Origin of the sequence: Streptomyces sp. BR123 (assembly GCF_013401435.1) — a bacterium.
Taxonomy (GTDB): domain Bacteria; phylum Actinomycetota; class Actinomycetes; order Streptomycetales; family Streptomycetaceae; genus Streptomyces.
Map to the genome: position 1 here is coordinate 1 of NZ_JACBGN010000108.1, position 22690 is coordinate 22690.

The 22690-nt window shown below is 74.6% G+C and carries 19 protein-coding genes; 13 read left to right on the forward strand and 6 right to left on the reverse strand.

Annotated elements, in window-relative coordinates:
* Positions 1 to 82: 82 nt before the first annotated feature.
* From HYE82_RS18275 to HYE82_RS18285, 3 genes are all read left to right on the forward strand, one after another.
* Complete coding sequence (locus tag HYE82_RS18275) at positions 83 to 868, forward strand: DUF4097 family beta strand repeat-containing protein (RefSeq protein ID WP_179175161.1); 786 nt, start codon at positions 83 to 85, stop codon at positions 866 to 868.
* A gap of 348 nt (positions 869 to 1216) precedes the next feature.
* The gene (gene lon, locus HYE82_RS18280) at positions 1217 to 3616 is read left to right on the forward strand and encodes an endopeptidase La (protein ID WP_179175162.1); all 2400 of its coding nucleotides are present in this window, start codon (positions 1217 to 1219) and stop codon (positions 3614 to 3616) included.
* Positions 3617 to 3764: 148 nt separating this feature from the next.
* Positions 3765 to 4205, forward strand: a complete 441-nt coding sequence (locus HYE82_RS18285; protein WP_179175163.1) for a MarR family transcriptional regulator — start codon at positions 3765 to 3767, stop codon at positions 4203 to 4205.
* 114 nt (positions 4206 to 4319) lie between these two features.
* Here the strand turns inward: HYE82_RS18285 and HYE82_RS18290 are convergent, their stop codons facing one another.
* Positions 4320 to 5093 (reverse strand): protein phosphatase 2C domain-containing protein, encoded by a 774-nt coding sequence (locus tag HYE82_RS18290; RefSeq protein WP_179175164.1) that lies wholly within the window; start codon positions 5091 to 5093, stop codon positions 4320 to 4322.
* Positions 5094 to 5493: 400 nt separating this feature from the next.
* Here HYE82_RS18290 and HYE82_RS18295 point away from each other — a divergent pair, with 400 nt between their 5' ends.
* The 5 genes from HYE82_RS18295 to HYE82_RS18315 are packed head-to-tail and all read left to right on the forward strand — an operon-like array spanning position 5494 to position 11553.
* Positions 5494 to 8697 (forward strand): nitrate- and nitrite sensing domain-containing protein, encoded by a 3204-nt coding sequence (locus HYE82_RS18295; protein WP_179175165.1) that lies wholly within the window; start codon positions 5494 to 5496, stop codon positions 8695 to 8697.
* On the forward strand, positions 8694 to 9200 hold the full coding sequence (locus HYE82_RS18300) for a roadblock/LC7 domain-containing protein (protein WP_179175166.1): 507 nt from the start codon (positions 8694 to 8696) through the stop codon (positions 9198 to 9200). Before HYE82_RS18295 ends, HYE82_RS18300 begins: the two co-directional genes overlap by 4 nt.
* A complete protein-coding gene (locus HYE82_RS18305) occupies positions 9197 to 9622 on the forward strand; it encodes a DUF742 domain-containing protein (RefSeq protein WP_179175167.1) in 426 nt (141 codons plus the stop codon). Before HYE82_RS18300 ends, HYE82_RS18305 begins: the two co-directional genes overlap by 4 nt.
* Positions 9603 to 10220 carry an ATP/GTP-binding protein gene (locus HYE82_RS18310; protein ID WP_179175168.1) on the forward strand — a complete coding sequence of 206 codons (618 nt, stop codon included), beginning with the start codon at positions 9603 to 9605 and terminating at the stop codon, positions 10218 to 10220. Before HYE82_RS18305 ends, HYE82_RS18310 begins: the two co-directional genes overlap by 20 nt.
* A gap of 55 nt (positions 10221 to 10275) precedes the next feature.
* Positions 10276 to 11553 carry a styrene monooxygenase/indole monooxygenase family protein gene (locus HYE82_RS18315; RefSeq protein WP_179175169.1) on the forward strand — a complete coding sequence of 426 codons (1278 nt, stop codon included), beginning with the start codon at positions 10276 to 10278 and terminating at the stop codon, positions 11551 to 11553.
* On the opposite strand, the gene HYE82_RS18320 is transcribed toward HYE82_RS18315, so the two are convergent.
* The 3 genes from HYE82_RS18320 to HYE82_RS18330 form a co-directional block, all read right to left on the reverse strand.
* On the reverse strand, positions 11487 to 13178 hold the full coding sequence (locus tag HYE82_RS18320) for a C40 family peptidase (RefSeq protein WP_218782772.1): 1692 nt from the start codon (positions 13176 to 13178) through the stop codon (positions 11487 to 11489). The genes HYE82_RS18315 and HYE82_RS18320 overlap by 67 nt on opposite strands.
* 379 nt (positions 13179 to 13557) lie before the next feature.
* The gene (locus HYE82_RS18325) at positions 13558 to 13974 is read right to left on the reverse strand and encodes an SHOCT domain-containing protein (RefSeq protein WP_179175170.1); all 417 of its coding nucleotides are present in this window, start codon (positions 13972 to 13974) and stop codon (positions 13558 to 13560) included.
* A complete protein-coding gene (locus HYE82_RS18330) occupies positions 13974 to 14363 on the reverse strand; it encodes a DUF6325 family protein (protein ID WP_179175171.1) in 390 nt (129 codons plus the stop codon). The genes HYE82_RS18325 and HYE82_RS18330 overlap by 1 nt, the downstream gene beginning before the upstream one ends.
* Before the next feature lie 94 nt (positions 14364 to 14457).
* Between HYE82_RS18330 and HYE82_RS18335 the strand changes: the two genes are divergently transcribed.
* Together HYE82_RS18335 and HYE82_RS18340 are read left to right on the forward strand one after the other, a co-directional pair.
* Positions 14458 to 15870, forward strand: a complete 1413-nt coding sequence (locus HYE82_RS18335) for an FtsW/RodA/SpoVE family cell cycle protein (protein WP_179175172.1) — start codon at positions 14458 to 14460, stop codon at positions 15868 to 15870.
* The gene (locus tag HYE82_RS18340; RefSeq protein ID WP_179175173.1) at positions 15867 to 17384 is read left to right on the forward strand and encodes a penicillin-binding transpeptidase domain-containing protein; all 1518 of its coding nucleotides are present in this window, start codon (positions 15867 to 15869) and stop codon (positions 17382 to 17384) included. Before HYE82_RS18335 ends, HYE82_RS18340 begins: the two co-directional genes overlap by 4 nt.
* Before the next feature lie 103 nt (positions 17385 to 17487).
* Here the strand turns inward: HYE82_RS18340 and HYE82_RS18345 are convergent, their stop codons facing one another.
* On the reverse strand, positions 17488 to 18687 hold the full coding sequence (locus HYE82_RS18345; protein WP_179175174.1) for a ferritin-like domain-containing protein: 1200 nt from the start codon (positions 18685 to 18687) through the stop codon (positions 17488 to 17490).
* Between the two features lie 196 nt (positions 18688 to 18883).
* On the opposite strand from HYE82_RS18345, the gene HYE82_RS18350 reads away from it, so the two are divergent.
* The 3 genes from HYE82_RS18350 to HYE82_RS18360 all read left to right on the forward strand — a co-directional run bounded on the left by HYE82_RS18350 (position 18884) and on the right by HYE82_RS18360 (position 21039).
* Positions 18884 to 19864, forward strand: a complete 981-nt coding sequence (locus HYE82_RS18350) for a diiron oxygenase (protein WP_256987378.1) — start codon at positions 18884 to 18886, stop codon at positions 19862 to 19864.
* 157 nt (positions 19865 to 20021) lie between these two features.
* A complete protein-coding gene (locus tag HYE82_RS18355) occupies positions 20022 to 20741 on the forward strand; it encodes a TetR/AcrR family transcriptional regulator (RefSeq protein WP_179175175.1) in 720 nt (239 codons plus the stop codon).
* A gap of 10 nt (positions 20742 to 20751) precedes the next feature.
* Complete coding sequence (locus HYE82_RS18360; RefSeq protein WP_179175176.1) at positions 20752 to 21039, forward strand: hypothetical protein; 288 nt, start codon at positions 20752 to 20754, stop codon at positions 21037 to 21039.
* Between the two features lie 141 nt (positions 21040 to 21180).
* Here HYE82_RS18360 and HYE82_RS18365 read toward each other — a convergent pair whose 3' ends face one another.
* Positions 21181 to 21765 carry a hypothetical protein gene (locus HYE82_RS18365; RefSeq protein WP_179175177.1) on the reverse strand — a complete coding sequence of 195 codons (585 nt, stop codon included), beginning with the start codon at positions 21763 to 21765 and terminating at the stop codon, positions 21181 to 21183.
* Positions 21766 to 22690: the final 925 nt, after the last annotated feature.

Sequence of the window (22690 nt, forward strand, 5' to 3'; positions counted from 1 at the left end):
GTCTATAAGAGACAGGTCCCCACCCCGGATACGGGTGCCGGCACCATCGGCATGCCGCAGCCGCCCCCGGCAGAGTCGGGGCATGACGATCCGCCGCACCCCCTCCCGGTCCGTCCGCGCCTCCCGGTCCGTCCGCGCCTCCCGGTCCGTCCGCGCCGCGGTCGCCGCCTCGGCCGGCGCCCTCATCCTGTCCGCGTGCGTGCTCGACGACCGGCCGGTGACGCTCTCGGACGACGCCGAGGTCACGGGGGCGGTCACCGCGGTGGAGGTGCCGGACGCCCGGAGCGGCTCCGTGGAGGTGGTCCCGGGCACCGGTCCCGGCGTCCGGATCCACCGCACCGTCCGCTACCGCGGCGAAGCGGAACCGGTGCCCGGCCGGCGGTTGTCGCAGGGCCGCCTCGTCCTGACCGACGGCTGCTCCGGTGACTGCCGCACCGACTGGCGCCTGGAGGTCCCGGCCGGCGCCACCGTCAAGCTGGCCGGCAGGAGCGGCCGCCTCAGCGTCACCGGGGTCGCCGCCGCCGACCTCACCTCCACGTCCGGCGAGGTCCGGGCCGAGGGGGTGACCGGGCCGCTGCGGGTCCGCACCACCTCGGGCTCGGTGACCGCGACCGGCCTGACCGGGGCGAGCGCCGACGCCGCCGCCTCCTCGGGCGACGTCCGCCTGGAGTTCGCGAAGGGGCCCGGTTCCGTATCGGCCGAGACCGGCTCGGGCGACGTCACCCTGCGCCTGCCCGCGGCCCCGTACCGGGTCGAGGCGAGCACCGACTCGGGGCGGAGGGACGTCTCCGTCCCCACGGACCCGGCTGCCGCCGCCCGCCTCACGGCCCGCAGCTCCTCCGGCGACATCCGCGTCACCGCCTCGTAGCGGACCCCGGCGGAGGCCGGCCCGGGAGATCCACACGGGCGTGCCGTCCCCGTCGCGGGCTGCGGCCGGGAAGAACCGCGCCAGGTCGCGGCGGCAGTCGGTCACCCACTCCGGCTCCGGCGGTTCGCACCCCCGGTGCTGCGCGCCCGGGACCTCGGCGCCCGCCCGGACCACGTCGACGGCTCAGCCGGTGGGGTCCAGGAGGAAGGACGGCGCATTCCATGGACATACCCGCCCGAAGTGGGACAGCGGCGCGTGTTCGCCCGAGGCGAACGGGAGTTGGGGAACACCGGGGGGCGCACATGCATTGAGTCGGCATAGCTCAACTTCACTGCCGGAGGGAAGATCATGGCTTCGACGTCCGTAAAGCTCACCCTGCCCGTGCTGCCGCTCGACGACGAGGTCGTGCTGCCCGGCATGGTCGTTCCCCTGGACCTGACCGACGCCGAGGTGCGCGGCGCCGTCGAAGCCGCCCAGGCGGCGGTCCGCAGCGGGAAGCCCCGGGTGCTGCTCGTGCCGCGCGTCGACGGGAAGTACGCCGGCACCGGTGTGCTGGGGACCGTCGAGCAGGTGGGCCGGCTCTCCGACGGCGATCCCGGCGCGCTCATCCGCGGCATCGGCCGCGTCCGCATCGGGGCCGGGACCACCGGCCCGGGCGCCGCCCTGTGGGTCGAGGGCGAGAGCGTCGACGAGCGGCTCGCCGACCCGCTGCCCGGATCGGTCACCGAGCTCGTCAAGGAGTACAAGGCCCTCGCCACCAGCTGGCTCAAGAAGCGCGGCGCCTGGCAGGTCGTCGACCGCGTCCAGCAGATCGAGGGCGTCTCCGCCCTCGCCGACAACTCCGGCTACTCGCCCTTCCTGACGGTGGACCAGAAGGTCGAACTGCTGGAGACCGCCGATCCCGTCGCCCGCCTCAAGCTCGCCGTCGCCTGGCTGCGCGACCACCTCGCCGAGCAGGACGTGGCCGAGTCCATCGCCAAGGACGTCCAGGACGGCGTCGACAAGCAGCAGCGCGAGTTCCTGCTGCGGCGCCAGCTGGAGGCCGTCCGCAAGGAACTGCGCGAGCTGAACGGGGAGAAGGAGGGCGAGGCATCCGACGACTACCGGGCCCGGGTCGAGGCCGCCGACCTCCCCGAGAAGGTGCGGGAGGCCGCGCTCAAGGAGGTCGACAAGCTGGAGCGGTCCAGCGACCAGTCCCCGGAGGGCTCCTGGATCCGCACCTGGCTCGACACCGTCCTCGAACTGCCCTGGAACGAGCGCACCGAGGACGCCTACGACATCACCGGCGCCCGCGCGGTCCTCGACGCCGAACACGCCGGGCTGGACGACGTCAAGGACCGCATCACCGAGTACCTGGCCGTGCGCAAGCGCCGCTCCGACCGCGGCATGGGCGTCATCGGCGGCCGCCGCGGCGGGGCCGTCCTCGCGCTCGTCGGCCCGCCCGGCGTCGGCAAGACCTCCCTCGGCGAGTCCGTCGCGCACGCCATGGGCCGCACGTTCGTCCGCGTCGCGCTCGGCGGCGTACGGGACGAGGCCGAGATCCGCGGCCACCGGCGCACGTACGTCGGCGCGCTGCCCGGCCGCATCGTCCGCGCCATCAAGGAGGCCGGGTCCATGAACCCGGTCGTGCTCCTCGACGAGATCGACAAGGTCGGCTCCGACTTCCGCGGGGACCCGGCCGCCGCCCTGCTGGAGGTCCTGGACCCGGCGCAGAACCACACTTTCCGCGACCACTACCTGGAGGTGGAGCTCGACCTGAGCGACGTCGTCTTCCTGGCGACCGCGAACGTGCTGGAGGCCATCCCGGAGGCGCTCGCCGACCGGATGGAACTCGTCCGCCTCGACGGGTACACGGAGGACGAGAAGGTCGTCATCGCCCGCGACCACCTGCTGCCGCGCCAGCTGGAGCGCGCCGGCCTGGGCGCCGACGAGGTCGTCCTGGAGGAGGACGCCCTGCGCAGGCTGGCGGGCGAGTACACCCGCGAGGCGGGCGTGCGCACCCTGGAGCGCTCCCTCGCCCGGCTCCTGCGCAAGGTCGCCGCGCAGCACGAACTGGGCGAGCGCCAACTGCCGCTGCGCATCGGCGCCGGCGACCTGCGGGCACTCATCGGGCGGCCGCACCACGTGCCGGAGTCCGCGCAGGACCCGGCCGAGCGGCGCACCGCCGTCCCCGGGGTCGCCACCGGCCTCGCGGTGACCGGCGCGGGCGGTGACGTGCTCTTCGTCGAGGCCTCCCTCGCCGACCCGGAGACCGGCGCCGCGGGGCTCACCCTGACGGGCCAGTTGGGCGACGTCATGAAGGAGTCGGCGCAGATCGCGCTGAGCTTCCTGCGCTCGCACGGCGCGGAGCTGGAACTCCCGGTGGCCGACCTGAAGGACCGGGGCGTGCACATCCACTTCCCGGCGGGCGCCGTCCCCAAGGACGGGCCGAGCGCCGGCATCACCATGACGACCGCGCTGGCCTCGCTGCTCTCGGGCCGTCAGGTCCGCACGGACGTGGCGATGACGGGCGAGGTCTCCCTCACCGGGCGGGTGCTGCCGATCGGCGGGGTCAAGCAGAAGCTGCTCGCGGCACACCGGGCCGGGCTGACCACCGTCATCATCCCGAAGCGGAACGAAGCCGACCTGGACGACGTCCCGACCGAGGTTCTGGAGCGGCTGGAGGTGCACCCGGTGACGGACGTGCGCCAGGTGCTGGAACTGGCCCTCTCCCGGGCGCAGACGGCGGTCGTCGGCGCGGCCGCCTGAGCAGGCCGGGCCCCCGCCGGCCGGCCCGGACGCCCGCGCCCGGCCCGGGACCCCGCTCCGGCGGGGCCCCGGGCCGGTGCCGCACGCTCTGCGAAATACTGGAGGCGACCGGCACAGGGGGTGCCGGACACACGAACGGGAGCGGCACGTGCACGGCAGCGAAGACCAGGAGTTCCTTGCTCTGGAGCGGGAGCTTTCCGTCTTCCTCCGGCGGGCACGCGCCTCCTCCGGGGAGATGGCCCGCGCCCTCCACCCCGAGCTGGAGCCCGCCGCGTACGGGCTGCTCGTACGGCTGGAGGCCGCCGGCCGCCAGCGGGCCACCGACCTCGCCGCCTACTTCGGGGTCGGCAAGGCCACCATGAGCCGCCAGCTGCGGGCCCTGGAGGTCCTCGGCCTCATCGCCCGCGAGCCGGACCCGGCCGACGGCAGGGCCTTCCTGGTCGGGCTCACCGAAGAGGGCCGCGAGCGGTTCCTGCGGGTCCGCGGGGCCCGGCGCGAGCGGTACATGCGCAAGCTCGCCGACTGGGACCGAGGCGAGGTCGCGGAACTGGCCCGGCTCCTGAACCAGCTCAACCAGGGCGAGGAGTAGCGGCCCGGGGCGCCCGCCGGCTCGCCGCACTGCCACCGCCCGCCGGCGCAGGCACTCGGCGCGGTGCACGCGCCCGCCGCCCGCCGGGCCGCGGTGCCGCCGCCCTTCGCCGCGCTACAGCTCCGCGAAGGCCGCCGACGCGTCGTCGTGCCGCTTGCCGCGGGCGTGCGGGCGCGCCGGATCGGCCTCCAGCGCCCGCACCCGGCCGATCAGCCCCTGCGCCCCCTCCTTGCGCAGCACCGCCAGGCACTGCGCCCAGTCGCCCTCCCCGAAGGTGTCCGTCCACCGGCTCGCCCCGTCGGTGAGGGCCGCCACCGCCCGGACTTCCCCGCGCGGGCTGCGCCCGGTCACGGCCCGGGCCGCCACCGCCGGATCCGCGGCCGCCGTGAAGAAGCCGCCCTCCGCGTTGCGCAGAGCGTCCGCCGACGCCCGGGAGCGCAGCGCCTCGCGCGGGAGCCGGTCCAGCCGGTCGTCGAGCACCGCCGTCACCCCGCCGTCCGGGGCCTCCAGGAGGAGGACGGAGTCCGAGAGGACGAGGTGCTCCACGTGTGCCTCGTCCCAGCGGACGACCACCACGGTCGCCTGCGGAGTGCGTGCGTGAGAAAGGTCACACGTCCCACGGTGGGCGTCGGCCGTGTCCCGGATGGACTCCGCCAGGATCCGGGCCAGAGGCATGTCCCGCCGCGATCCGGACAGTTCGGTCAATCGTCCCCCGAGCCGGGCCGTGAACCACGGCACTCCGTGCGCGCAGCCGACGTCCCCCGGCGGCGGGGTGACCCCGTCCAGGGCGACGAGGACTCCACCGCCCGCCGCGGGCGTCGCGGCTGATAGCCAGTCCTCGTTGGGGCGTTCCGCTGCGCCGGGGGCAGTGGCGAGGTCGATGCGCATACGGACATTCTGCCCGCGCGTCCACGGCCGGGGCCCGGAGCGTACGCAAAAGTCCGTACCAGGACGGGGAGGTGTGCGGCGGCCGCCGGGCCCCGTCCGCGCCCGGCGCGCGGGCGCTCCCCGGGACATGTGGGCGCGCATATTGCCAAAGCCCCCATCGATCTTTCAACCACCCGCCCGCGAAGCGGCCCCGGAGGCCGTTTGCCGAGTTGGTTGCCAACTCTTCCGTGATGTTCACTCGTTCGAGTGGCCGGGTGGGCGATGTGAGGCTCTCTCCCCATCACACTGCAAAGGTCTGAGGCGGTACTGAGGGGACAGGGGGCGTTTACTTGTTGACCGGCCGTTACCTCGGCCACACGAGTAGACGAGCACGAGCACACGTACAGGATTGCGAGCACCGGTGCAGAAGAAGCGGTCTCGGAAGAACGGCACCGCCACCGACGGACCCGCCCCCGCAGGACGCCGCGTCCACGTACGCAGCAGGCTGGTCGTCGGTGTCGCCGTCGCCAGTCTCACCGTCCTCGCGGCCGGAGCGCCCGCCGTGGTCACGGCGACCCGTGAGCTGAACGACTCCCAGCAGCTGGTCACCCTCGCCCAACAGACCCAGCACACCCTCACCCTGGCGCACCTCCTCGGCGACGAGCGCGACGCCGTCGTCGAGTACGTGGCCAAGGGCCGCCCCGGCGCCCAGGCCAAGGCCCCCCTGCAGGAGCGCACCGCCCTCACCGACCGGCAGCTCGACGAGGTCCGGGCCGAGGCCGACGAACCCCTCGCCAAAGCCCTCGCCCGCGTCCGGGCCGCCCGCACCGAGGCCGTCGACGGCAAGGGCAGCGCCGTCGCCGCCCACCAGGCCTACGCCGACGTCATCGCCGAACTCCTCGCCCCGGGCGTCCGGCTCGCCGACCAGACCCCGCCGCGCGCCGAGGACGCCCTCGCCACCACCCGCCCCCTGGCCCCCCTGGGCCAGGCGGTGGAACAGGCGTCCGCCACCCGCGGACTGCTGCTCGCCGCGCTCGCCGTCCCCCGCGCCGACCAGGCCCCGAACACGGCCGTCGCCGACGAGCTCTCCGCCGCCGCCCAGCGGGCGCGCGTACGCGAGCAGGCCGCGCTCGACGACTTCACGCGCACCGCCCGCCCCGAGGTGCGCCAGACCCTCGCCGCCACCGTCACCGGCCCCGAGGTCAAGACCGCCGACGACTACCTCAAGCGGCTCACCGAGCGGTCCACGCTCTCCGCGGCCGACCGCAAGCTCGACGCCGCCGCCGTCGGCTCCGCCCTGACCGCCCGCATCGACCGCATGCGGTCGGTGGAGGCCACCCTCGCCGGGCAGCGGGCCACCGCCCTGGCCACCCTGCGCAACGACGACGTGACGCGGCTGGAGATGCTCGTCGCCGCCCTCGGCGTGCTCTTCCTCGTCACCGTCGGCGTCTCCACGGCCGTCGCCCGCTCGCTGACCCGGCCGCTGTCGGTGCTCCGGCGCGGCGCGGCCCGGCTGGCCACGCCCGAGGGCTCGGTGGAACCGGTCCGGTTCACCGGCCGCAACGACGAGTTCGCCGAGGTCGTACGCCACCTCAACGCCGTACGGGACCAGACGGTCTCCCTCCACACCAAGATCGCCGGCCTGGACGCCGACCGGAAGCGGCTCATCGGCCGCAACGAAGCCCTGTCCGCGGGCCGGGACGCGCTCGAATCCGAGCTGACCGAGCTCCGCGAGGCGCTGGAGGAGCACCGGCGCGTCATGGCGAGGACGTCGGTCTCGCTGTCGCTGCGCACCCTCGGCCTCGTCGAGCGCCAGCTCGCGGTCATCGAGGAGCTGGAGGCCAAGGAGCAGGACCCGGACCGGCTGGAGACCCTCTTCAGGCTGGACCACCTCGCGACCGTGATGCGCCGCCACAACGAGAACCTGCTGGTCCTCGCCGGGCAGGAGCACGGGCAGGGCGCCGACACCCCGGTGCCGCTGGTCGACGTCATGCGCGCCGCGGTCAGCGAGATCGAGCGCTACGAGCGGGTCGACCTCGCCGTGCCGCCCTCGTTCACCCAGGTCGCCGGGCACGCCGCCGACGACGTCTCGCACGTCCTCGCCGAACTGCTGGAGAACGCGACGACGTTCTCGCCGCCCGGCGCCAAGGTCAAGCTCTGCGCACGGCACCTGGAATCCGGCGACGTGGTGCTCTCCGTCGTGGACGAGGGAATCGGCGTCACCCCGGACCGGCTGGCCGCGCTCAACGCCCGCCTCGCCACCCCCGGGGCCTACGACGAGGAGTCCGAGGCGGAACACGGCCTCGGCCTCGGCCTGTACGTGGCCGGCCGCCTCGCGGCCCGGCACGGGGTCACCGCAGAGCTGCACGCCTCGCAGTCCGGCGGCATCGAGGGCCTGATCGCCATCCCGGCGGCCCTGCTCCCCGACGGTCCGCCGACCTCCCCGGTGCACACCTTCGCCACCCCGGGCCTGCCGCGGTTCCAGCTCCCGGGCGTGGTCGCGGAGGCCAACGAGAACACCCTGCCGCCCCGGATCCGGCCCGCGGGGGAGCCGGCCGACGCGGACGCCGCCCCGGCTGCGGACGCGGACTCGGCTCCGGCCGCGGCCGCGACCCCGGTCTTCGACGGGCCGGCTTCCGACACCACCGCCTTCGACGCGCCGGCCGACGCCTTCGGTGCCGCCCCCGGTGCCGGTACGGACGCCGACGCGCCGGCTGCGGACGCGGGACCGGGCGCGGACCTGCCCGAGGCCGCGGCCGGTGACCAGGCCCCGGCCGACTCGGCCGGGCCCGCCGGCTTCGGCGGCGGCACCACCCCGGACGGGGAGCCGCTGCCCCCGGCGGAGCAGGTGTCCACCGCCCAGGCCCCCGAGGCGTCCCCGGACCCGGCCCCTGGCGCGGCCCCGACCCCTGGCGCGACTCCGGCGGTCGCGGCCACCCCGATGACGCTGCACGAGCGCGCCGCACGGGAGGAAGTGCCGCCCGCCGACGAGGTGTTCACCGCGCAGGCCCCGACCGACCCGGATGCGGGCGACGAACTCCTCGCGCGGGTCGTGCCCGACGCAGAGCCGGGCGCCTTCGCGGTGCCCGAGCACACCGGCCCGGCGGCCGCGGGCGCGCCGGAAGGCACCGCGCAGCCGGTCGACGTACCGGAGACAAGCTCCACCCCGCCCGAGCAGGCCGCCACGCCCGCCGCACCCGACGCGGAACGGCAGCCCCCGGCCGACCGGGTCTCCACCGCGCGCGGCGCCGCACCGGCCGAGCCCCACGGGCACACACCCGCCGAGACCGACTGGGTCCCCCGCCAGGGGAGCCACGCCGACCACGACGGGCCCCGGGACACCGTCACCGCCAAGGGCCTGCCCAAGCGCACCCCGCGCACCCTGGCCGGCCGGGCCTTCCCCGGCTCCACCGCCGGATTCGCGGCGGGCCCGGGCCCGGCGGCCCCCGTCCCAGCCCCGGGCGCAGGCACCACACCCCCCGCGCCGCGCCGGGTCGACGCGGAGGAACTGCGCCGCCGTCTGGGCGGGTTCTACCAGGGGACGCGGGACGGTCGGCGCGTCGTCGCCGCCGAGCTCGCACAGGACACCGACCAGGGGGACACCGCACAGGAGGCACGCACATGACCGCGCCCAGTACGTACGGACTGAGCACCCAGGCCCGCAACCTGCAGTGGCTGCTCACCGACCTGGTCGAGGAGGTGCCCGGCGTCAACTCGGTCGCCGTCGTGTCCTCGGACGGGCTCCTGCTGCTGTCCTCCGACCCCGGAGGCACGGCCTCCGGCGCAGCCCCCGGCCAGGGCCAGGGCCAGGCCCCGGCGCGGACCAAGGGCCCGCGCGGCGCTTCCGCCGACCTCGCCACCATCGTGTCCGGACTCGGCAGCCTCACGACGGGCGCCGCCGCCCTGATGGAGTACGGCGAGGTCAAGCAGACCATGGTGGCGATGGAGCACGGCTCCGTCTTCGTCATGGCCATCAGCGACGGCTCGCTCCTCGGCGTGCACGCCACCCCTGACTGCGACATGGGTGTGGTCGCGTACCACATGGCCCTGTTCGTCGGCCGTGCCGGACACGTCCTCACCCCCGAAGTCCGCAGCGAGCTGCGCCAGTCCATGGAGAACACCCCGTGAGAAGCACGGCCTCCGACCGGCTGCCGATACGCGGAGCCGATCGCCGTCCCGCCCGCGTCCGCCCGTACTCGCTCACGGGCGGCCGCACCCGTTTCGCGCAGGTCCTGCACGTCGAGACCTTCGTCGCGGCCCTGGACACGCGGGTGTCCGAGCCGCAGCAGCCCGCCGTCACCGCCACCGTCGGCGCTGCTGACGCCGACGAGCGGATGCCGGAGATGCCCGCCATCGTCGAGGTCTGCCGCCGCATGCGCACGATCGCCGAGATAGCGGCGCTGCTGAAGCTGCCGCTCGGCGTGGTCCGCGTCCTGGTCAGCGACCTCGCCGACCAGGGGAAGGTCCGCGTCTACGGGACCGGACACGGCCCCGGCCGCCCCGACCGCGCACTGCTCGAAAGGGTGCTCAGTGGCCTTCGCCGTCTGTGAAACCGCCCCCGGCGACGACCCCGTCCAGCCCTGGCAGTACGACCGCTCCCGGTCCCCCGTCGCCGTCAAGGTGCTGGTGGCGGGCGGCTTCGGCGTCGGGAAGACCACCTTCGTCTCGTCCGTCTCCGAGATCGCCCCGCTGCGCACCGAGGCGGTGATGACCGAGGCCAGCATTCCCACCGACGACCTGTCGGCGACGCCGGAGAAGAACACCACCACCGTCGCGATGGACTTCGGCCGCGTCACCCTCGCCGACGACCTCGTGCTGTACGTGTACGGGACCCCCGGCCAGGAGCGGTTCTGGTTCATGTGGGACGACTTGGTCCGCGGCGCCATCGGCGGCATCGTCATGGCCGACACGCGCCGACTGCGCGACTGCTTCCCGGCGCTCGACTACTTCGAGAGCTGCGGGCTGCCGTACGCGGTGGCCGTCAACCACTTCGACGGCTCGCAGGCGTACGAGCCCGAGGACGTGCGCGAGGCGCTGACCATCCCGCCCCGCGTACCCGTGCTGATCATGGACGCCCGGCGCCGGGAGACGGTCGTCGAGTCGCTGACGACACTGGTCGCCCACGCCCTCGACGCCACGCCCGAGTAGCGGATCGCCCCTACCCCGTCCCCCCGTACCCTGTACCGCGAATCGAGAACGTGAGATGCGCAAGATACTCGTCGTGGGCGCCGGCCAGTCCGGTCTCCAGCTCGCCATCGGCCTCCAGGCCAAGGGGTACGAGGTCACCCTCATGTCCAACCGGACCGCGGACGAGATCCGCACCGGGCGGATCATGTCGACGCAGGTCATGTTCGACACGGCGCTGCGGCACGAGCGCGACCTCGGCCTCAACTACTGGGAGCGGCACACCCCGCGGATCGAGGGCGTCGGCGTCTCGGTCTCCGGCCCCGACGGCAGCCGCGCCGTGGACTGGCTGGGCCGGCTCAAGGCGTACGCGCAGTCGGTCGACCAGCGGGTGAAGATGGCCGGCTGGCTCGACACCTTCGTGCAGCGCGGCGGCCAGCTGGTCATCCACGGTGCGTCCGTCGCCGACCTGGACTACTTCTCCCGCGTCCACGACCTGGTGCTGGTCGCGGCGGGCAAGGGCGAGCTCGTGTCGATGTTCGGCCGGGACGCGGCACGCTCCCCGTACGGCACGCCGCAGCGCGCGCTGGCCGTCTCGTACGTGCACGGGCTCGAACCGCGCCCCGAGCACCCGGGCACCGAGGCCGTGCGCTGCAACCTGGTCCCCGGTGTCGGCGAGCTGTTCACCATGCCCGCGCTGACCACGTCGGGACGGGCCGACATCCTGTTCTGGGAGGGGCTCCCGGGCGGGCCGCTGGACGTGTTCCGCGGGGTGAACGATCCTGCGGAGCACCTGAGGATCACGCTGGCCCTGATGGAGAAGTACACGCCCTGGGAGCACGCGCGGGCGGCGAAGGCCGAGTTGACCGACGCGGGCGGCACCCTCGCCGGCCGGTACGCGCCGGTCGTCCGCAACCCGATCGGCCGACTGCCGGGCGGCGGGGCGGTGCTCGGCGTGGCGGACGTCGTCGTCGCGAACGACCCGATCACGGGGCAGGGGTCGAACTCCGCCGCGAAGTGCGCGGCCTCCTACCTGTCGTCGATCCTGATGCACGGCGACAAGCCGTTCGACGAGGCGTGGATGAAGGCCACCTTCGACAAGTACTGGTTCGCGACCGGCAAGCCGGTGACCCAGTGGACGAACGCGATGCTGGCCCCGCCGCCGGAGCACGTGCTGAACCTGATCGGGGCGGCCGGGCGGCACCAGCCGGTGGCGGACCGGTTCGCCAACGGCTTCGACAACCCGGCCGACTTCGACGCGTTCTTCTACGACGCCGAGGACGCCGCGGACTACCTGGCCGAGGTGGAGTCGTCCGCGGACTCCTCGGTGCCGACCGGAGCCTCGGCCGACGAGTAGCCGGCATCCTCCCCGTCTCCGTCCGCCGATGATGCGGCTGCGGCCCCGAGCAGCGGCGGCGGGCGGTAGGCGGCCAGCGGTACCCCGTCCGGGTCCGGGCGGACCGCCCCGAGCAGCGGGTTCGCCGCGATGGGCGACACCTTGACGGGGGCTCCGGGACGCGGCGCCTGGATCACCTTCCCGTCACCGATGTACAGGGCCACATGGGTCGCGGTGGGGAAGTACACCACCAGGTCCCCCGGCCGCAGCCGGTCCAGCGGCACCTTCGGCAGCCGGGCCCACTGCTCCTGGCTGGTGCGCGGGATCGCCCGGCCGGCATGCGCCCACGCCTGCGAGGTCAGCCCGGAGCAGTCGAAGGCCCCCGGCCCCTCCGCCCCCCACACGTACGGTTTGCCGATCTGGGCGGTGGCGTAGGCCAGGGCCGCGCTGCCGGCCTTCGTCGGCGTACGCGTACGGGCCGCGGGGGCGCCCAGCCGGCCGGAGGCCAGCAGCTCCCGCTGCGCGGCGGCGGTGTCCGCGGCCTCGCGGGCGCCGACCTCGGCGAGCTGGCCCGCGGAGAGCGAGGAGAGCATCCGCTCGACCTCCCGGAGGCGGAGGTCCGCCTCCTCCTTCAGCCGCTTCGCGCGGGCAGCCCCGGCCTGCTGGGCGTCCAGGGCCCTGCGGGCGGCCGTGGCGAGGTCGTCGGCCTGCCGCTCGCCGCGGGTGAGGCGGGCCAGGATGCCGGCCTGCCGGGTGCTCTCCCGTTCGGTCAGCCGGCGCTGGTCCTGGGCGGCCCGCAGGTCACCGGTGAGTAGCATCCGGGCGTACGGGGACAGGCCCCGGGCCCCCTGGTACTGCTCGCGGGCGATCCGCCCGGCCGCGGCCCGCTCCGCGCCGAGCGCGGCCCGGGCCCGGCCGAGTTCGGTGCCGAGCCGCCGCTCCTCCTCCTGACGGGCCTTGAGCACGGCCTCGTGGGCGTTGGAGGCCTCAGCTGCCTCCTCGGCCTGCCGGTAGAGCCCCTGGAGCCGGGTGAGCAACCCCCCTACGGAGTCGACCACCCCCTTCCGCGAAGCAGAGGCCCCCGCCCCGGCCCTCCCCACACCACCGGCGGTGCTCCCGGCGGCAGGGCGACGGGCAGCCCCGCCGGCCTCTGCGGCCGACGCACTCGGGGCGGTCTCGCCGACAGCCGTGGCGGCGGCACTCGGGGCGACCCCGGCGCTGCCCTCGCCCCCCGCACCGGGAGCACCGCCGGTGGTGACGTCGGAGGTGGTCTCGTCCGCGCCGCGCCGGGCGTTGCCGGTGGTCCTGCGCCCGGCTCCGGCGTCTGCTGTGGCCCCGCCCGAGGCGGTGCGGACAGCCCTCCCCGGCTCCTCGTCGGCGGCCCCGGGCGTGGGCGCGGCACCGACCCGGCCGGTGGCCCTGCCTCCGGCGCCTGCGGTGCGCTCGGCGGCCCCGGAGGCGGCGGCCGTGCCGGCCCCGGCTTCGGCCGTGGAACCAGGGGTGACCCCGTCCGCGGCACCGGGGGTGGCCCCGGCCGTTGCCTCGGCGGTGGCGCGGGGCAGCGGCTCGGCGTGGGGAGTGGGCAGCGGCCCGGCGGCGAGGAACAGGGCGGCGACACCGGCGGCGTGGAGCAGACGGCGTGACATGGGATCACCTCCGGCCGCCGATGGTGCCATGCAAGATATGACAAACACCCCGATCCGCTGCGGCCCTGCCGCTCCGCTCACCCTCCCGGCGGTACCGGGCACCCGAGCAGCCCACGGGGAGCGAGGCGCGTCCGCGCAACCTCGGCCGGCCGGGCGGGCGTGGCGTCGATGTGCCGGAACCGGCCGGCCTGCCGGCCGTCGTGGCGACGGCAGTCGCGAAGCCCCCGCCCCGCCTCCTGCGCGCGCCACGGACGCCTCGCTCCACGCCCCGGCGCGCAGGTGGGCGACGACCCGCCCGGACCCCGGTCCAGGGCCGTCACCCGAGCCACCCGAGCCCGGCCGGCAGCGGTGCGCGGGGCGGGTCGGGGATTCAGGCGGGTCAGGGATTCAGGAGGCGGGACTTGGCCGCGGAGAATTCCTCGGGGGTCAGGAGGCCTTCACGGGCAAGGGCGGCGAGCTGCGTCAGATGGGCCGTGAGGTCGGCTCCGGTCTCCGGAGCCGCCGGCTCGGCTGACGGCCCCGGGGCGCCGCCGGGCGAGGCGTGCGGCGGCGCAGTGCCGGCCGGTTCCGCCTTCGCCCCCGCCGCTCCGGCGGGCTCGCCGGCCGGTCCGGCCACGACCGGCGGCGCCGACGCCGCCCCCTCCTCCGCGGCCCCCGTACCGCGCTGCGGAATCCACGCAGGCACCGGGGCCACGTCCCAGACATAGGCGCCGCGCGCCAGGCTCCCCCGCAGCAGTGGCCGTCCGGCGGGGCGGCGCGCCGGGTGGACGACGGGGCCGACGGGGCGGATGAACATCAGGCCGCCCCCAGCCGTTCCGCCGGGATCCGGACCGAGCCCGCGATCCGGCCGCCTGCCGCCCGTACGGCGATGGCGGCGTCCTCGGCCCACACGTGCTCCACCACGAGCAGGAGCGCACAGCTGCCGCGTTCGAGCAGGTCGGCGGCTTCCTTCACGTCCTCCGGGCCGATCAGCCGGGCCGCTTCCCGGTGGGCGAGGAGGCCCTGGAGTTCGACGAACTCGTCGAACTCGGCGGCCAGCACCTCCCCGCCGGCGGTCTTGGTGGCCACCAGCCCGTCGATGAGCCGCACGTTCCCGGTCTTCCGCAATCCCAGCACCGCCTCGACCGCCGGCACCCGCAGCTGCTCCTCCGGGAAGGCGAGGACGATGAACTCCACAGGTCCCATGTGCCGCCGCTCCCACTCTGACCGATTCTGACGATTCTTCGGCACCCTATGACATAAGCGGACATGTCACCCGTTCACTTGCTACGTTTCCCGTATGACCGCTCTGACGGCTGAGGTGGCGGGGGAGCCCTTCCCGTACCTGCCCCCCGGCGTCCGTCCGCCCCGGCGCGGGGGAGCCGAGCTGGCACTCCTTCTCGGGGCCGTCCTCATCAGCGTCCTCGGCCACCTCTCCGTCGGCTTCGCCGCCACCGGGCGGCTGCCCGCGACGGCCGCCCCCTATGCGGCCGGGCTCGGCTGCGCCGCGCTCCTCGCCCACCTCGCGGTCCGCCTCCGGGCCCCGTACGCCGACCCGGTGCTGCTGCCGATCGCCTTCCTGCTCAACGGGCTCGGCCTGGTCCTCATCCAGCGCCTCGACCTGGCCACCCCGGCCGCCCGCGCCGCCGCCGGGGACCAGTTGCGCTGGTCCGCCCTCGGCATCGCCCTGTTCGTCCTGGTCGTCGCGGCCGTGCGCGACCACCGGGTGCTGCAGCGCTACGCGTACCTGGCGGTGGCGGTGGCCCTCGTGCTGATACTGGTCCCGGTCTTCTTCCCGGCGGTCAACGGGGCGCACATCTGGATCCGGTTCGCGGGATTCTCGTTCCAACCCGGGGAGTTCGCGAAGATCCTGCTGGCCGTGTTCTTCGCGGCCTACCTCGCCGCGAACCGCACCGCCCTCGCCCTGACCGGCCGCCGCCTCTTCTGGCGGCTGCGGCTCCTGCCCGGCCGGGTCCTCGGGCCGATCCTCGCGATCTGGCTGCTGAGCGTCGGCGTGCTCGCCCTGGAGCGGGACCTGGGCACCTCGCTCCTCTTCTTCGGACTGTTCGTGATCATGCTGTTCACGGCCACCGGCCGGATCGGCTGGATCGCCATCGGGATCGCCCTGGCCACCGCGGGCGCGTACGCCGTCGGAAGCCTCGAACCGCACGTGCACGGCCGGGTGGACGACTGGCTGAATCCTTTTGGCTCCATCGACCGCGGCGAGGGCCCCGGCCAGCTCGCGCAGTCCCTCTTCGCGTTCGGCGCCGGCGGGCTCCTCGGCGCCGGACTCGGCCACGGCCAGTCGTTCCTCATCGGCTTCGCCGCCACATCGGACTTCATCCTCGCCACCGCCGGCGAGGAACTCGGCCTCGTCGGCCTCACCGCGATCCTGCTGCTCTACGGGATCCTCGTCGACCGCGGCTTCCGCGCCGGGCTCGCCCTGCGCGACTCCTTCGGACGGCTGCTGGCCACCGGGCTCGCCTCCATCGTCGCCCTCCAGGTGTTCGGCATCGCCGGGGGAGTGACCGGCCTGATCCCGCTGACCGGCATGGCCATGCCCTTCCTCGCCCAGGGCGGGTCCTCCGTCGTCACCAACTGGATCATCGTCGCTCTGCTGGTCCGGCTCAGCGACAGCGCCCGCAGACCGCGCCCGGCCGCCGTTGCGGGCGCGGGAGCGGGGGCCGCCGCCGCAGAGGGGGACTCCCGGTGATCCGCTACATCCGCTGGTGCGCGTGGTTCTGCGCACTGCTCCTCGCGGCCCTGCTGGCCAACGTGGTCCGGGTGCAGGTCTGGGAGGCCGCGGCCTACGGGGCGAACCCGGCCAACAAACGCCCTGCCGTCGCACGGTACGCCCAGCCGCGCGGCGACATCCTGGTCGAGGGTCGGCCGGTCACCGGATCCCGGGACAGCGGCCAACTGCTGCGCTACGAGCGGACGTACACCGAGGGCCCGCTCTACGCGCCCGTCACCGGCTTCGCCTCCCAGACGTACGGCACCAGCCTGCTGGAGCGCGCCGAGGACCCCGTCCTCGCCGGGACCGACCCGGGCCTGTCCGTCTTCCCGCTCTGGTACGACCTGTCCCGCGGACGCCCCGACGGCGGCGACGCCGAGACCACCGTCCGGGCAGGCGCGCAGCGGGCCGGGTACACCGCGCTGGCGGGCAAGCGGGGCGCGGTGGCCGCGCTCGAACCCGCCACCGGGAGGATCCTCGCGCTGGTCAGCAGCCCCTCGTACGACCCGGGGGTGCTCTCCGGCACGGGCCCGGCCGTCACCGCGGCCTGGGCGCGGCTGAACGCGGACCCGGCCCGGCCGATGCTCAACCGGGCACTGCGCGAGACGTACCCGCCCGGCTCCACGTTCAAGATCGTGACGGCGGCCGCGGCCCTGGACGCGGGCGTGGTCAAGGACGTGGACGCGCCGACCCGCACACCCGACCCCTACCCCCTGCCGGGCACCAGCACCCTGCTGCCGAACGCGGGCACGGGCACGGACTGTCGGGACGCCTCCATGGCGGAGGCGGTGCAGCACTCCTGCAACACGGTGATGGCGAAGATCGGCGTACAGGTGGGGCTGCGGGGGATGGCGGAGGCGGCCGGCCGGTTCGGTTTCAACGACGACGGCCTGCGGGTGCCGGCCTGGGTGTCCCGGTCGACCTTCGACACCGACATGAGCCCCGACCAGCTCGCCCTGTCCTCGATCGGGCAGTTCAACACCAAGGCCACCCCGCTGCAGATGGCGATGGTGGCCGCTGCCGTCGCGGGCGGCGGCGAGGTCAGGGCCCCGTACCTGGTGGAGCGCACCGTCCGGGCCGACGGGAGCCAGGTCCGGCGCACCGGCCGGCGCAGCCTCGGCCGCGCCATGAACCCTGCGACGGCGATGCGGCTCCAGCAACTGATGGTGAAGGCGGTCGAGGGCGGCACCGGGCGCAACGCGGCCATCCCGGGTGCGCAGGTCGGCGGGAAGACGGGCACCGCCCAGCACGGCGTCGGCAACGCGGGCACCCCGTACGCCTGGTTCATCGGCTGGGCCAAGGCCGCGGACGCACCGCTGCCGGGGGTGGCGGTCGCGGTGGTCGTGGAGGACGCGGCGGGCGACCGCGGACACATCAGCGGCAACAGCGCGGCGGCCCCGATCGCCCGCGCGGTGATGGAGGCGGCCCTGCACGGCGGCGCGGCGCGGGCGGCCGGGTCGGGGTCCGGTCAGCCCCGCCACCGGGCGCCGTGAAGGGCGCGGCGAACTGCGCGGCAGCCACAGACGGCCCGCAGCCCGCGTACCGCACTTCCCGCCGAGCGCTCGGCGGCCCGGCCGGTGAGGGCTCGGCCGCCCGCTACCGGGCCCCGGGCCCCGTACGGCCGTCCGGCCCGCCCCCGGCTTCGTCCCCGGCAGGGTCCCCGGCTTCGTCCCCGGCTTCGTCCCCGGCAGGGGCTCCGGCCCCCTCGGCGATGACGGCGGCGACCTCCGCCACCCGCGCCGCCTCCTCGGCCGCGAACCGCTCGCGGTCCAGGGCCTCGGCGACCTCCTCGTCCCGGCTCATCAGCAGGTCCAGGTTGGAGTCGCCCATCTCGAAGACCCCCATGTCCAGGTAGGCCTTCTGCAGCCGCGGACCCCACAGGCCGATGTCCTTCACGCACGGCACGATCCGGCTGAAGAGCAGCCTGCGGAACAGGTGCAGGAACTCCGACTGCTCGGTGAACCGCACCGCCTCCTGCCGCGGGATGCCGAAGTTCTCCAGCACCTCCACCCCGCGCAGCCGGTCCCGCATGAGGTGGCAGCCCTCGATCACGAACTCCTCGCGCTCGCGCAGCTCCGCATCGCTGAGCTGCCGGTAGTGGTCGCGCAGCGCCATCCGCCCGAACGCCACGTGCCGTGCCTCGTCCTGCATCACGTACGCCAGGATCTGCTTCGGCAGCGGCTTGTCGGTCGTGTCCCGGATCATCCCGAAGGCGGCCAGGGCCAGCCCTTCGATGAGCACCTGCATCCCCAGGTACGGCATGTCCCAGCGGGCGTCGCGCAGGGTGTCCCCGAGCAGCCCCTGCAGGCTGTCGTCGATCGGATAGAGCAGGCCGATCTTCTCGTGCAGGAAGCGCCCGAAGACCTCGGCGTGCCGGGCCTCGTCCATGGTCTGCGTGGCGGAGTAGAACTTGGCGTCCAGGTCCGGGACCGACTCCACGATCCGCGCCGCGCACACCATCGCGCCCTGCTCGCCGTGCAGGAACTGGCTGAAGTTCCAGGAGGCGTAGTGCCGGCGCAGCTCGCCCTTGTCGTCATCGGTGAGTTTGCGCCAGTAGCGGGTGCCGTGGAGGGTCAGGGCCTCGTCCGGGGTGCCGAGCGGATTGTGCGGGTCGACCGGCAGGTCCCAGTCGATGCGCTTCGCGCCGTCCCACTGCTTGTCCTTGCCCTTCTGGTAGAGCGCGAGGAGCCGTTCGCGGCCCTCCGCGTACTCCCAGTTGAAGCGGGCCGCGCCGGTGGCCGGGATCTGCCAGACGTCCTCGTCCGGGACTGCGGTGTAGAGATCGTGCGTCGACACTGACGCCCCCTCGCCTCGCGTACTGCCGTGCAGGACAGGATCGTTGGCAATGTCACACGTTGGTAGACGCGCAGTCAACAAGTGACGCGCAGGGGATTGACGGTCTTGCTGACAAGCAGTCTCATACCTGGTGACCGCACCGGGGGATCGCAGCCGTGACCCCAACCCACCCAGGAACAGGGCGAGGTGCCCCGCCATGACGACCACCACCGACCGCACGGGCGACCGCACGGACGACCCCTCGGGCGACCGCACGGGCGGCCACCGCCACGTTCTCCAGGACGCCCTGGGCCTCCTCAAGGACCGCGAGGAGACCGCCGCCCGCCTTCTCGACTCCTCGGCCAAGCACTCCTTCGACCCCGACAAGGAGCTCGACTGGGACGCCCCGCCGGTCGACGGCGCGTACTACTGGCCCCCCGAGCTGCTCTCCCTCTACGACACCCCGCTGTGGAAGCGGATGAGCGAGGAGCAGCGCATCGACCTGTCCCGCCACGAGGCCGCCTCGCTCGCCTCCCTCGGCATCTGGTTCGAGATCATCCTCATGCAGCTGCTGGTCCGGCACATCTACGACAAGCCCCTGACCAGCAATCACGTCCGCTACGCGCTCACCGAGATAGCCGACGAATGCCGGCACTCGATGATGTTCGCCCGCATGATCCAGAAGGCGGGCGCCCCCGCCTACCCGGTCTCCCGCCTCAACCACAACCTCGCCCGCATCCTCAAGACCGTCTCCACCACCCCCGGCTCCTTCGCCTGCACCCTGCTCGGCGAGGAGATCCTCGACTGGATGCAGCGCCTCACCTTCCCCGACGAGCGCATCCAGCCGCTGGTCCGCGGCGTCACCCGGATCCACGTCGTCGAAGAGGCCCGGCACGTCCGCTACGCCCGCGAGGAACTCCGCCGCCAGATGCTCACCGCCCCGCGCTGGGAGCAGGAACTGACCCGGATCAGCTGCGGCGAGGCCGCCCGCGTCTTCTCCCTCGCCTTCGTCAACCCCGCGGTGTACGAGAACGTGGGCCTCGACCGGCGCGAGGCCGTCGCCCAGGTCAAGGCCAGCGGCCACCGCCGCGAGGTCATGCAGGCCGGCGCCGGGCGGCTCACCGACTTCCTCGACGACATCGGGGTCCTGCGCGGCGTCGGCCGCAGGCTCTGGCAGAGCTCGGGACTCCTCGCCTGAAGCGGGCGCCGTGCCGGGGGTGCCTGCCCGGGACGTACTGTCCGGGTGCCGTGCCGGGGTGCCGTGTCCGCGTGCCGTGCCGGGGTGCCGTGCCGCGGCGCCCCTGTGGTCGCCCCGCGGCCCCCTGTGGCCACCCCGCGGCGGCTACCCTGCGGGCATGACCGCACCCGCGTACCGCAGGCTGAGCGTCGAGGAGCGGCGGGCACAGCTCCTCGACGCGGCACTGTCGCTCTTCGCGCACCGGGCGCCCGATGAGGTCTCCCTCGACGACGTCGCCGAGGCCGCCGGCGTCTCCCGGCCCCTCGTGTACCGCTACTTCCCCGGCGGCAAGCAGCAGCTGTACGAGGCCGCCCTGCGCTCGGCGGCCGACCTGCTGGACCAGTGCTTCGCCGTACCCAGGACCGGCCCGCTGACCCAGCGGCTGGCCCGGGCCGTGGACCGCTACCTGGCCTTCGTCGACGAGCACGCCACCGGCTTCGCCGCCCTCCTCCAGGGCGGCAGCGTCGTGGAAACCTCCCGCACGACGGCCACCGTCGACGGCATCCGCCGCGCGGCCGCCCGCGAGATCCTGCTCCACCTGTCCGTCCCCGCCCCCGGCCCGGGACCCCGGCTGCGCATGATGGTCCGCACCTGGATCACCGCCGTCGAAGCCGCCTCCCTGATATGGATCGACGAGGGCAAACAGCCCGACGCCGACACCCTGCGGGACTGGCTGGTGGACCAGTTCATCGCCCTGCTCGCCGCCACCGCCGCCACCGACCCCGAAACGGCGGCCGCGGCCCGGGCGGCCCTGGCCCTGGAAACAGCCGACGGCCCGGCCGGCGTCCTGGCGCGGCGCGTGATCCCGGTGGTCTCCGAGGCCGCCCACCTGCTGTGACACTGGAGGGGTGAGAAGCGAACCCACCCCCTTCGAGGGCGGCCCGATGGACGGCCGCACCCTGCCGATCCTCGTCGGCCCGACCGGGCACCCCCCGAAGTGGTACGAGATCCCGGTCCCGGCACCGGACGGCGGCCCCCCGACGGTGCTGCTGTACGAGCGCGTGCCCGCGGGCTACACGAAGCGGCTGGGCCTCCAGAAGGGCTGGAAGTACACGTACTCCCCGAACGGGGAGAAACCCAAACTCCGCTGGCCCTGGACCAAGCCCACCCCACCGAGGACCCCGCCGACGGAGTAGACCCCGCCCCTGCGGACGGGCAGGCCGCGCCGCGATGTGGCGCGAGGCCTCGACGCCCGCGCGGTCGTGCCCACGGGTGTCCGTTCCGCGGTACGACCGCGCGCAGAGGTACGCCCCGCTCACGCCGGGACACCCCGGGAATCAGCTGTCGGTACGTCCGCGCCGCAGCATCGCGTACCCGAGGCCGGCCGCCCCCGCCGACGCGATGCCGCCGCCCGCGGCGAGCAGCAGCATCCCGTCCCCCGGCTCGTCGGCCGGCGCGTACGGGTCCGGCACCTCCGTGTCGGGCGCCGCGACGACGACCCCGTCCCGGGTGCCCGTCTTGTGGCCGTCGGGGCTGTGGCCGGCGGGCGTGCGCCCGTCCGGCGCGTGCCCGGTGCCGGGACGCCGGTCGCCGACCCAGGACGTGATCCGGCCGTCGGCCCGCAGGTCGGCGTGCAGCTCCCCGCCGCCGATCCCGACAGCACGGTCCCCGCTGTGCAGGGTGGCGGCCTTGGCGCCGTCACCGCCGAGGACGTCGGCCTGGTAGGCGCCGTCCGCGCCCCTGTAGACCTCGGCCCGGGACACCCCGTCCGCGAGGGCCACCCGCTTGACCAGCGTCCGTGCCGTCGACGCGGCCGGCATGCCCTCGGCGAGGGCCCCGGCCGCGGTCAGCACCAGCAGACCTCCCGCGCACGCGCTCACGGCGGCGACGCGGACCAGAGTACGGACACGGACGATGCTCACGCGGAACCCTCCTTCGTCATCGCCCCCAACCTAGGAACCCGCCGTTGCGGTACCGCGATGAGCGTGTAACAGGAACCCGGCAGACTCCCGTAGAAGCCGTTACACGACCGAGAACTCCCCACGGGGGATTGCCCCCGGGCGCACGCCCTGCTCCCATTGACCCCGGGGGGTGACGTCGATGACACCCGTGCGCGGACTCACAGTGCTGCCGAGCGGCCGCCCCGGCCGCGGCCGGCTCTACGTGAACCTGCCCGACGGCCAGGCCGTGGCCTGGTACGACCGGCAGGCCAACCGGATCAGCTTGCTCGCCGAGCAGCACCGCGAAGCCGTACTCGCGGCCCTGCGGCCCTACCTGACCGGTGCCTGGACGGTCGGCCCGCCGCCCGTCCCCACGCGCGCGGAACTGCGCCGCCTCACCCTCCCGCCCGACGAGGACCTCGCCCCGAACCGCCCGGGCGAAACCCTGCTCGGCGAACTCGCCCACGGCTCCGCGGGCACCCGCACCCGGCACCGGCTGCGCCAGGAACTCATGGCCCAGCAGCGCACGGGCGAACTCCTCGACACCCTCGAAGCGGATGGCTGGCGCGTCCTGCACTGCATTCCCTTGCGCGCCCTGGGTCGCCTCGACCACCTCCTGATCGGCCCCGGCGGCATCTTCTGCATCCGCAGTGTCCCGGGCCGCCGCCAACGCGCGGTGGTGCGCGACCTCCTCCTCGGTGTGGGCCGCGCCGACCCCCGCCCCGACCCCCGCTGGATCCGCCGCGCCGCCTCCGCCGCCACCCGCGCCCTGGGCGCCCCGGCCACTCCGTCGCTCGCCCTGGTCGACGCCTCCCGCGTCGAGGTGGCCCCCACGGTCCGCGACATCCGCGTCCTCGAACCGGAAACCGCCCTGTCTCTTATACACACCTGACGCTGCCGACGACGC